Here is a 10,542-nt window from a genome sequence, read left to right on the forward strand (position 1 = left end):
ACGTGAAATTATAAAAAAATAAACTCAGTTAGTTAACGAACAACATTATAGATTTGAATATTTGAGTATTTAAAGGGGCTTTTAGCCACATAACATTAATACTAATGAGTATTGCTCCCGAGATGTTTATTATCATAATGGCACAATCAGCATTAAAAAAATAAGATACTTCCATAGTATAAAGTGTATCTTGACTTAATCGAACACATTATGATATTAATTCTTCTATGAGAAATAATGCTTATTTTGATTTAAGTGATTTTTATCGGAAAGTTACAGTTTTAGGGGCTTTTATAGTCGTCAGCGTTTTCATCAATGTAATGATTAATGTGAGATGCGCGTGGTCGCGACCTCAAGAAGTGTCTTCTGCTTCAACAGAATCTATTACGGGAAATGCAATTGTTATTGATGGTGATTCAATCAGAATTGGCGATGTTATGATCCGACTTGTAGGAATTGATGCTCCTGAACTGCGTCAATTTTGTGGTATGGAGACGAAGCGTTACCCATGCGGCATTAAAGCAAAAGAGCATTTACAAAAGCTTATAGCGAACCGATTTGTTACCTGTCATTGGGATAAAAAAGACAAATATCAGCGTGTTCTTGGCACATGTAGAACAGAAAAAGTCAAAAATATTAATGCAAAAATGGTGCGTGATGGGTGGGCTATAAGTTACTATGGTTATACCTACCAGAAGGAGGAGCAAAAAGCCAAAGCGCAAAAAAAAGGTATATGGCAATCGCATTTTCAACAACCGCAAGAGTGGCGAAAAGTTCATCCTTATATAAAAAGATAAAATTATTGCTTTTTCGTAATGCTGTCATTAGTTTTTATCTATCATGACGCAACAAAAATGTGATCAAATTGTTAAATTGGGAGAACAAATTTGTTTTTGTCGTGTTTGTGTTGAACGTCCACATTATTTTCCCCCTCTTCCCCATGAACCAAAGCCTGTTGTTTACTTATCTAAAACAGCTTCTATTGCAATTGCAGGTCAAGCCCCGGGATTACGTGTTCATGAAACCTCTATTCCTTTCAATGATCGTTCTGGAGATAGATTACGTGATTGGCTAGGTGTAACAAGCGACGAATTTTATGACAGATCTTTATTTGCTATTGTTCCCATGGGATTTTGTTTTCCTGGCTATGACCAAAATAAATCTGATTTACCACCAAGACGCGAATGTCAAGAAATATGGCATGAAAAAATATTTCAAGCTATGCCTCAAATAAAGCTTGTCCTTGCTATTGGAAATTATGCACAAAAATGGCACATTGCAGAACTTAAACATAAAACCGTTTCAGAAACTGTTAATGATTGGAAAAACATTCTTTCTATCCGTCAACCCCGAGGATATAATGTTATGCCTTTACCTCATCCATCATGGCGAAATACCTTTTGGCTACAACAACACCCATGGTTTAATGATGAATTGATCGTATATCTTCGTCATTTGGTGCGTAAGTTTTTATAATTTAGTATTGAAAAAAAAGATAAATTATCTTGATCTTAAATTTATTTTTCGCAAGAAAATATTACCATTTTCTGTCTTCGATTTGCCTTAAAAAAATGATTTTGATAACCCTTTTCTGGCACAAAATTTAAAAACTCTAAAAAATAGTATTATTTAATGTTGTGTTGCTACTTTTTCTTAAAAAAACAGCTGCATATATTATAGTTCTTCCTATTTGACTCAACAAAACTGTGAACACCTCTAACATTTCTCAAAAATTATAAAAAAATTTCACGAAATGATTAAATTTTATCAAATAAAGTTCGAAATACCTACTACTTATTGCGTTCTGTAGTTCTAGTATTGAAATTGTGATGACTTTTATAAAAGATTTTAACTGTTAAATTAATATTCTGCAGCTTTCTATCTTCTTTCATAATAGAATTAACCGATAGTAATACCTCATGATTATATAAAACAGCAAAAACAAATGAGTAGAATTCTTAAAACTCTTCTCGATATTTATTGATCACATTATTATTTTTCTAATCTTCTTGTTCACAAACTGTCATTTGTGCATGGGTTAAAAGAGCAGCTTTGACCACACCAGCAGCCATAGCCGCACCTGTTCCTTCTCCAAAACACATCTTTAAATCTAAAAGTGGTTCTTTCCCAATTTTTCCCAAAAGTTTACGATGAGCTGGTTCAGAAGAAATATGACCAATAATAATATGATCAAGTATCCTTGGATTCATTTTATATAATACTGCCGCTGCTACTGTTGCTACAAAACCATCCAAGATAACTGGAATTTTTTCCATTCTTGCTGCTAAGATAGCCCCCACCATCGCTGCAATTTCACGCCCTCCTAAGCGACGCATAATTTCAAAAGGATCATTTAAATAACCCTCATGCAAAGAAATAGCTGTTTTTATTGCTCTCACTTTGCGTTCATAAAATTCTCCTACGCCTCCCCTACCAGATCCAGCCCATTCTTCAGCCTCCCCACCAAATAAAGCTAGACACAAAGCTGATGCTATTGTTGAGTTACCAATTCCCATTTCACCTACACACAAAAGATCTGTTCCTCCAGCAATTGATTCCATACCAAATGCCATTGTCGCAGTTGTATTACGCTCACCCATTGCTGCGTCTTTAGTAATATTCATTGTTGGGCATTCTAGAGCTAAGTCAAATATCTTTAGTCTAAGATTATAGGCCATGCAGATTTGATTGATAGCTGCACCACCAGCAGTAATCTTTTTTACCACCTCTTGTGTCATAGATTGCGGAAATGGTGTAACATTTTCCTCAATAACACCGTGATTACCAGAAAAAATAGCCACTAAAGGCTGTGTTATAATTGGTTTTTCCTCACCTCTCCACCCTGCATACCAAACTGCAATATCCCCCAACTTTCCTAGAGCTCCCTGCGGCTTTACTAATTGCGCTTGCCGTTTTCTAGCCAAAATCATAGAAAACTCATCAGGACTCGGTAAATTTGTTAATAATGCACGAAAATCATCAAATGGACTGCTGTTCATAAAAACATCTTTTTAAATCTATAGCGTATCAATAAAATTTTATCTTATAAACAGAGTATAAATAATTCGTTGTTTTTTTACAGTATAAATATATTAACATTGTAATTGAAGTAATGATTTATCTTTAATTTTTTTAAAATCATTTATTTCTAAATACTAATAATATTGCTAATGATGCGACTTAATTTCTATTACAGAAATGCTTATCTGTACACTACTCACAGCATCTATAACTAGCTTGCTTTAACAAAGGTAAGCTTACCGAGCTTATGGATTCTTTATCGCGAAAATATTCCAAAAATCGTAATGTTTCAGTATTTATTACATATGCATTTATAAAAAAGTCTTCACATCTTCCTTTTCAAATTTTAACAGGATTTTATTATCATAGATGATCGTATTTAACACCTCTCCTTTTGATTATTTAATATAATCATAAAATTACGTATAAATTACAATTTATAATATAAATTAATTAATGTAAAATATTAAAGTAGAATTTAGAGTTTTAACGAAATTTATCTTAAATAAAAGCAGCAAAAGCCTCTTTTAAAACAGACACACCTGCATCTCTTCTTGTTGCATCATTTGATAATATTTGCCGCCACCGACGTGCACCATTTCGACCATGAAATAAATTAATCATATGGCGTGTCACATGAGAAAGACGTCCACCTGATGCTATATGTTTAGCAGCATAATCACTCATAGCATCAATGAGATCACAATCACTAAGATTGTTCTGTGATTCACCATATATTTTAGAATCAATGAACATGAGTAAAGCTGGATTATGATAAACTTGCCGTCCCACCATGGTGGCATCACATAATTTTAAATGTTCTTTGACTTCATCAATTGATTGAATTCCACCATTTATCCCAATAAATTTATAGGGATATTTACGTTTTAATCTATAAACTCTCTCATAATTAAGTTCTGGAATACCACGATTTTCTTTTGGACTTAATCCTTTTAACCACGCTTTGCGTGCATGCACCCAAAGTGCATCACAACCGGCGTTCCATACCTGCTCAGCTAAAATATCTAAAGCTAATTCTTCATCTTGCTTATCTACACCAATACGACATTTAACAGTCACAGATATGGTCACAGCCTGTTTCATTGCTTCTACAGCCCTTGCTACAATATCAGGATAGAGCATCAAACAAGCACCAAACATGCCTGCTTGAACACGATTTGATGGACAACCAACATTGAGGTTTATTTCATCATATCCAAAGTCTTCTGCAATTCGCGCTGCTTCTGCTAATTTTTGCGAATCTGATCCACCTAATTGCAACGCAATCGGATGTTCTTCATCACTAAAAGCCAATAACCGTTCACGAATGCCATGGATTGCAGCATCTGCTACAACCATTTCAGTATAAAGCAGCGTCTTCTTTGTTAAAAGACGATAAAAAAAACGGCAATGCCGATCCGTCCAATCTAGCATTGGTGCTACTGCAAATTTTACTAATGATGGAGAATTATACAACGTCATAAAAGCATTACTTATACATTTTCATTCATAGCATTTTATTCATGTATACGAGCAATAATGTCTTTTTTCCTACCCACAATAGTTTTATCGCTTTCTACCATCGGTTGAGGATATAAAAACGCGCTTTATACCTTATTACCTTTTCTAAATGACCTAAATTTTGTTAAAATTAAACAGCAAAATACAAAAGGCATTATTCTCCTTCATTGCATACAGCTAAATTTGCTTTACTATTCCATATTAATTTATGGAGTACTCGTACCCCAAATTCACCTTTGCTATTTTTTCACAACACATTTTACTATTTTAACATCTAAAGGATTTTGATCATTCAAAAATAAAGTAATAACAAAAATAATATTATGGTATCTTAGAAATTGTCCCGGTATCAATATACTAAAAATGCTGTAGTGCTAATTAATCAAACTAAGATCTATAATCTTAGGTGATCTTTTTTATCCTCTATATAAGCAGCAAAAACATCGATTTCTTGTTTATTCAATAAAAGTCCCAGTTTTGAACGACACCATAGTACATCTTCACACATCTTAGCCCATTCCTTTTCCATTAACCATTTAACTTCTACTTCATAAAGTCCATGCCCAAAATCCTTTCCTCTACCTGCTTTACCATTGGCAAATATTATAAGCGCTTCTGTACCATAGGAGCGAGCAAGCCTGTGCCACATAAATGCATCTAAATCTGGAAGCAAAAGAGCAATCTTTTTTTCAATCATATCCAATTGATTACACGAAAAATCACCACCAGGCAGTACTGAATTTATTGTCCACGCCATTCCCTTAGAACCAAGCGCCTTTTCAACAAACTTTATTACATCTTCAGCTAATTTACGATAAGTTGTAATCTTGCCACCATAAAGATTAAGAATTCGTGGAGCACTTCCTACGCCCATTTCTTTCAAAACATAATTACGTGTAGTTTCTTGTGCTTTTGTAGCACCATTATCATAAAGCGGGCGAACGCCAGAATAGCTCCATACAATGTTTTCACGTAATATTGGTTGAGCAAAATATTCATTTACTGCTGCACAAATATAGTCAATTTCTGCATTACTAATACGAATATCAGTAAGATCACCTTGATAGTCACAATCTGTTGTTCCAATCAATGTAAATTCTTCTTGATACGGAATAGAAAAAATAATACGGCCATCATTATTTTGAAAAATATAAGCACGATCATGAGTATAAAGGCTTGGAACTACGATATGAGACCCTTTAACAAGCCGCACTGGTGAATGTTCTTTATAATCTAAAACATTGCTTAAAACATGATTGACCCAAGGTCCTGCCATATTTGCAATATAGGAGGCGCAAATACAATATTCTTGATTATTTAACTTATCATGAAGCGTTATAAGCCATTTTTGTTCTTCCATTTTCAAAGATAAAACTTCTGTAAGTACTTTTATGTCATCCCCTCTTTTTTTGCATCGCGTGCATCGGCAATAATTAAACGAGCATCATCTACTACTGCATTGGAATACTCAAAACCTTTATTATAAATTTTCTGAAATGGAATGCTAAATTCTTTTGAAAAATCAACCTTTTTGCTACACCATAGTTTTTGATTCTACCGCCGAGATAGTCATAAAGGAAAAACCCAAAACGTAACATCTAAGCAGCTCGCATTTTTTGATGATAGGGAAGAATAAAACGCAAAGGATGCACAATATGTGGAGCCATATGCCAAATAATTTCTCGTTCCTTCAACGCTTCACGAACAAGTTTAAATTCATAGTGTTTAAGATAACGAAGACCACCATGAACAAGCTTTGTTGATGCACTTGACGTACCCGATGCAAGATCGTTCATTTCAGCTAATCCAACACTAAACCCACGACCTGCTGCATCTCTTACCACTCCACATCCGTTTATTCCACCCCCAATAATAAACAAATCATAATGCGTTGTGGCTTTCATAATTTCACTTTCATATTAAATTTATTTTTATTCACCGTGTTCAATATAAAAGATAATTAAAATCAATATGAATTATTCTCACTCCAATATGAGCATACTGTTTACATTAGTATAAACAGTATCGATACCAGATAAATTTAAATGGTATTAAATAAAAAAAGAAACTATTACCGTCAAACTATTGTAAAAACTAAAAAATATAGCTTCAAAAGAATAGATATATTAGAGCAAAAAACTAAACTATCTAATAAACATTTTAGTGGTCAATATTTAAGGCATTACAGAAATATTTATGCTCCTTCAAACATTTTGTAAAATCTGCATTGTTTTTGCAACACTTTGAGATAACTACAATAGAAAAACATTATATAACACACAATATAGCAGCTTTTAAAAAGTTTTTTTAAGTGATCTATGGCATTAAGATTAGGAGAATATTTATTTTTGTGCGTTTATTGCAGGTTTTTCAATACAAAAATAACCTGAGTAGAAAATATAACTACTGAAAATCATGCAATATAGAATAATTTTTCATAGTAGTAAAAAAAGCAATTGATGTTATTTCTATTACCCACTAAGTTTATGCCATGATTCAATGTTTTGTTGCGTATACATAATACTCCCCATATAGTTTTATAGATACTCTATTAAAATATAAAGATATATAGATGACACATCAGCTTCAACACTTAACAACAACATTCATTGCAAAATTTTCAATGATAGTCATGTTAAGTATTTTAATCTGCTTACCTCTATCAAGCTTAAAAGCAAAAGAGCCAACATTAAATAATTCAATCACAGAAAGCCTTAAAATACAGCTTCTGAAAGATTCCACTTTTTTATCCAAACTTAGTGAAAAACTCACAACACGTACAAATGATGATTACATCCGAGAAATTGTAAAAGACTACCTTCTCAAAAATCCAGAAATTATGATTGAAATGCAGCTTGTCCTCCAAAAAAAGTTGGGGGGGATAGAGGAGCAACAAGCTTTTGTTGTTAAATCATTAGAAAAGGAAATTTTTCAATCTCCTCACGATGCTGTTTTTGGTAATCCAAATGGTAAAGTAACACTTGTTGAATTTTTTGATTACAATTGTAATTTTTGTAAACGTTTTTACTCTAATATGGAAAACTTAATAAAAGAATACCCAGACCTGCGAATAATTATCAAAGATTTACCCATTTTAGGTCCTGATTCGATAGAAGCGCATACAATTGCTTATGCTTTTCGACAACAATTTCCAGAGAAATATTTCCAATTTTATAAAGAACTTTTAACTAGTCAGAATCGTGCAAACAAAGCCAAGGCTATAAAAATAGCGGTTTCATTAGGAGCAAATGAAAAAGATTTGTATAATGCAATACAAAACCCTAACCTGCGAAAGCCCTTTAAAAGAAATATTCAAATTGCTTCCACATTAAATATTAACGGTACTCCCTCTCATATTATTGGCGATAAAGTATTCATTGGAGCTGTAAGTGAAGATATTTTAAAAGAAGCAATAGAGAGCATACAATGAAACCCTTTTTTACCCCACTAAAATTATTAAGAGATGTCAAAATATATTTTCTAACTTTCTCTTTTTTGTTAACAAGCTTATAAGTGTGATTTTGTCGAGCAGAATAAACTAAAACTGCAAAGTGTAATGAAAATACCAGACAAAAAGGTAATGAACCGCCTAGAGACATTTAAGCATAAAAATGTAAATAGCGATGATCTTTATTGATCAAGGAGTTATAAATAAAATGGCAACAAAAAAAACGGATGCGACTAAACATATCGAAATTAATATGGAACTTATCCGCGACCTTGCTAAAATTTTGAACGATACAAATTTAACTAATATTGAGCTTGAACAAGGTGGACTTCGTATTCGTGTATCACGCCAAAATACTCTAGCGGCTCCTGAACAAACAATTTATGCGTCTATTCCAGCTCCTACTGTAACCTCTTCTTCAGACTTAACGGCTACAACCCCGACAAAAGAAGACTTAACGGCTACAACCCCGACAAAAGAAGAGCAGTCAAATAACGCAATAACATCTCCAATGGTTGGTACTGTATATCTTGCACCTGCACCCGGTGCACAACCTTTTGTAGAAATAGGACAAAATGTTTCTGAAGGTCAAACATTGCTTATTATTGAAGCAATGAAAACAATGAATCATATTCCGTCACCACGCTCAGGTACTGTGACTGCTGTTCTTGTTAAAGATGCTCAACCAGTTGAGTTTGATGAACCACTTATTATTGTTGAATAAAGCGAGAGGTAGATATGATTCAGAAAATCCTCATTGCGAACCGAGGAGAAATTGCTCTTCGCATCCTACGAGCTTGTAAAGAGCTTGGAATCAAAACTGTAGCTATTCATTCAACTGCTGATGCTGACGCTATGCATGTTCGTCTTTCTGACGAAAGTGTTTGTATTGGTCCTCCTCCATCTCGTGATTCTTATTTAAATATTCAGCAAATTATTTCTGTGTGCGAGATTACAGGAGCTGATGCTATTCATCCAGGATATGGTTTTCTTTCTGAAAATGCAAAATTTGCAGACATTTTAGAAGCTCATGAAATTACATTTATTGGCCCAACATCTGCGCATATTCGCATCATGGGTGATAAAATTGAAGCAAAAAAAACCGCTAAAAATCTTGGAATTCCTACTGTACCAGGTTCAGATGGAGCTGTAACCGATGAAAAAGAAGCTCTGCGTATTATTGATGAAATCGGTTACCCTGTTATTATTAAAGCTTCTGCAGGTGGTGGCGGGCGCGGTATGAAAGTCGTTCGTTCTGAAAAAGAACTTTCCACTGCTTTTAATACAGCACGTTCAGAAGCTCGTGCCGTATTTAATGATGATGCAGTTTATATCGAAAAATATTTAGAAAAACCACGTCACATTGAAATTCAAGTTATAGGTGATGGAGCTGGCAATGCCATTCATTTAGGAGAACGTGATTGTTCACTTCAACGGCGCCATCAAAAAATATGGGAAGAAGCATACTCTCCTGCCCTTAATGAACTTGAACGAAAAAAAATTGGTTCCATTGTTGCAAATGCTTGCGCAAAACTTGGTTATCGTGGAGCAGGAACTATTGAATTTCTTTACGAAAATGGAGAATTCTATTTTATTGAAATGAATACCCGTTTACAGGTTGAACATCCTATAACTGAAGCAATTACAGGTATAGATTTGGTCCATGAACAAATTCATATTGCATCTGGCCAAGGGCTTTCAGTTACACAAGATGATATTCGTTTTTCTGGCCATGCTATTGAATGCCGTATTAATGCTGAAAATCCAATTAACTTTATGCCATCACCAGGACTTATCACACATTTTCACACACCTGGAGGTTTAGGGATACGTGTCGATTCAGCTGCTTATTCAGGTTATTATATTCCACCTTATTATGACAGCTTAATTGGAAAATTAATTGTTCATGGGCGTACACGCTTAGAGTGTATGATGCGTTTACGACGTGCTTTAGATGAGTTTGTGGTTGATGGAATTAAAACTACGTTACCTTTATTTCGTGATCTTATTGGTAACCAAGATATTATTGATGGAAACTATAACATTAACTGGTTAGAAAAATATCTTGCTGATAAATCAGCTTGACTAAATTTATAAACAGTAGCAAAATTAATCAGGTTTGAATAGCACTTTATTTATCTTTTATAATAAACATTAAAAACTGTAAGAAATAAAAACATAATACAAATCCAACTATTTCAACTTTAAAATATACTTTTTAAAAAATATGTATTGAAATCTATAATTTTCTATTTGCCTTTTTGGAAGTTTGTGTTACTTCCGGTACAGTAACGCCCTTATAGCTCAGTTGGTAGAGCACCTGATTTGTAATCAGGGGGTCGGGAGTTCGAGTCTCTCTGGGGGCACCATGTACTTTATAACCCATTGATTTTGTTGATATTTATTTAAGGTTAGGGATAAAATAATCAGGGTTAGGGAATAGGCTTTTGCAATTTGTCTTTATAAAGTGCACGCAAATCATCCTGATTTTTTGTTAATAGGTTTCCATCCACATGAGCGTTGTCCGTTTTGATTATGCTTTAAGATGTCTC

At 33.7% G+C, this 10,542-nt stretch carries 7 protein-coding genes, 1 tRNA gene and 1 pseudogene; 6 read left to right on the forward strand and 3 right to left on the reverse strand.

Annotated features, from left to right (window positions below):
• Window positions 1-227: 227 nt before the first annotated feature.
• Together ME3_RS04010 and ME3_RS04015 are read left to right on the forward strand one after the other, a co-directional pair.
• Window positions 228-797 (forward strand): thermonuclease family protein, encoded by a 570-nt coding sequence (locus tag ME3_RS04010; RefSeq protein ID WP_007477351.1) that lies wholly within the window; start codon window positions 228-230, stop codon window positions 795-797.
• Window positions 798-840: 43 nt separating this feature from the next.
• The gene (locus tag ME3_RS04015) at window positions 841-1,476 is read left to right on the forward strand and encodes a uracil-DNA glycosylase family protein (RefSeq protein WP_007477352.1); all 636 of its coding nucleotides are present in this window, start codon (window positions 841-843) and stop codon (window positions 1,474-1,476) included.
• 524 nt (window positions 1,477-2,000) lie between these two features.
• Here the strand turns inward: ME3_RS04015 and cobT are convergent.
• The 3 genes and pseudogenes from cobT to glpD form a co-directional block, all read right to left on the reverse strand.
• A complete protein-coding gene (cobT, locus tag ME3_RS04020; protein WP_007477354.1) occupies window positions 2,001-2,999 on the reverse strand; it encodes a nicotinate-nucleotide--dimethylbenzimidazole phosphoribosyltransferase in 999 nt (332 codons plus the stop codon).
• A gap of 523 nt (window positions 3,000-3,522) precedes the next feature.
• Window positions 3,523-4,503 carry a tRNA dihydrouridine(20/20a) synthase DusA gene (gene dusA / locus ME3_RS04025; protein WP_007477356.1) on the reverse strand — a complete coding sequence of 327 codons (981 nt, stop codon included), beginning with the start codon at window positions 4,501-4,503 and terminating at the stop codon, window positions 3,523-3,525.
• Between the two features lie 433 nt (window positions 4,504-4,936).
• A pseudogene (gene glpD / locus ME3_RS04030) lies at window positions 4,937-6,446 on the reverse strand (glycerol-3-phosphate dehydrogenase).
• Between the two features lie 668 nt (window positions 6,447-7,114).
• On the opposite strand from glpD, the gene ME3_RS04035 reads away from it, so the two are divergent.
• The 4 genes from ME3_RS04035 to ME3_RS04050 all read left to right on the forward strand — a co-directional run bounded on the left by ME3_RS04035 (window position 7,115) and on the right by ME3_RS04050 (window position 10,359).
• Window positions 7,115-7,972 carry a DsbA family protein gene (locus ME3_RS04035; RefSeq protein WP_007477367.1) on the forward strand — a complete coding sequence of 286 codons (858 nt, stop codon included), beginning with the start codon at window positions 7,115-7,117 and terminating at the stop codon, window positions 7,970-7,972.
• Between the two features lie 226 nt (window positions 7,973-8,198).
• Window positions 8,199-8,714, forward strand: coding sequence for an acetyl-CoA carboxylase biotin carboxyl carrier protein (gene accB / locus ME3_RS04040; protein ID WP_007477369.1), 516 nt, complete (start codon window positions 8,199-8,201; stop codon window positions 8,712-8,714).
• Window positions 8,715-8,728: 14 nt separating this feature from the next.
• Window positions 8,729-10,075: an acetyl-CoA carboxylase biotin carboxylase subunit gene (accC, locus tag ME3_RS04045; RefSeq protein ID WP_007477370.1), complete on the forward strand. Its 1,347-nt coding sequence runs from the start codon at window positions 8,729-8,731 to the stop codon at window positions 10,073-10,075.
• A gap of 208 nt (window positions 10,076-10,283) precedes the next feature.
• Window positions 10,284-10,359 (forward strand) — tRNA-Thr (locus ME3_RS04050).
• Window positions 10,360-10,542 lie beyond the last annotated feature (183 nt).

The organism is Bartonella melophagi K-2C, assembly GCF_000278255.1.
GTDB classification, from domain to species: Bacteria; Pseudomonadota; Alphaproteobacteria; order Rhizobiales; family Rhizobiaceae; genus Bartonella; species Bartonella melophagi.